General features: G+C 70.2%; 1 protein-coding gene. It reads right to left on the reverse strand.

Annotation, left to right across the window (positions count from 1 at the left end):
* Positions 1-739, reverse strand: a 739-nt coding sequence (locus P9A16_RS35625) for a hypothetical protein (protein WP_278026567.1), incomplete at both ends; no start/stop codon positions are given.

Here is a 739-nt window from a genome sequence, read left to right on the forward strand (position 1 = left end):
TCCAGCACCATGCGCCCGAACAGGAACAGGAAGATGAAGGCGGCGAGCGCCGGCGTGAAGGCAAGCCAGGAGCTCTGGGCGAGGAGCTGGCGGTAGGCCTCGCGGTCGGATCCGGCATGCAGTTTTGCGAACATGGGCGTGAAGGTGGTGGAGACGCCCTCGGTGAACAGCGAGGGCAGGATGCCGAAGCGGCGGGCCACGTCGAGGATGGCGGTTGCGGCGGGGCCGAGGAGGAAGAGGCTGAGATAGGCCGGCACGCGCTCGGCCGTTCCGCGGACCACGAGGGCCTGCCAGATCTGGAAGGCATCGCGCACGGTCTCGCGCCGCGCGGTCCCCGACAGGCGCGCGGCAAGGTCGATGCCGCAGCGAAAGCGCAGGACCGCCTGGAGGCCGGTGACAAGCCAGGCGGAGATGGCGTGCACGACGACGGTGATCTCCAGGCTGAGCTTGCCGTGCCAGGCCAGCAGGGAGAGGATGGACAGGGACAGGGCGTGGAGGCCGACCGCTTCGGGGAACTGCGACTGGAGGGGGCGTCCGAAGCCGCGCAGCTGTGCGCTGAGCAAGCCGTTCATCATGTAGGCGGGCGCGGCGAGCGACGTCGCGGCGACGACCAGCGGCGAGATCGGCCCCGTCCCTGTATCGACCGCCAGCCGGAAGAACAGGGCGGTGCAGGCCGCCACGAGCGCCCCGCCGGCCATCACGGCCAGCATGGCGAAGTTCGAGATGGACTGCACCCGGG

Origin of the sequence: Shinella sp. 838 (assembly GCF_029623935.1) — a bacterium.
Classification (GTDB): domain Bacteria; phylum Pseudomonadota; class Alphaproteobacteria; order Rhizobiales; family Rhizobiaceae; genus Shinella.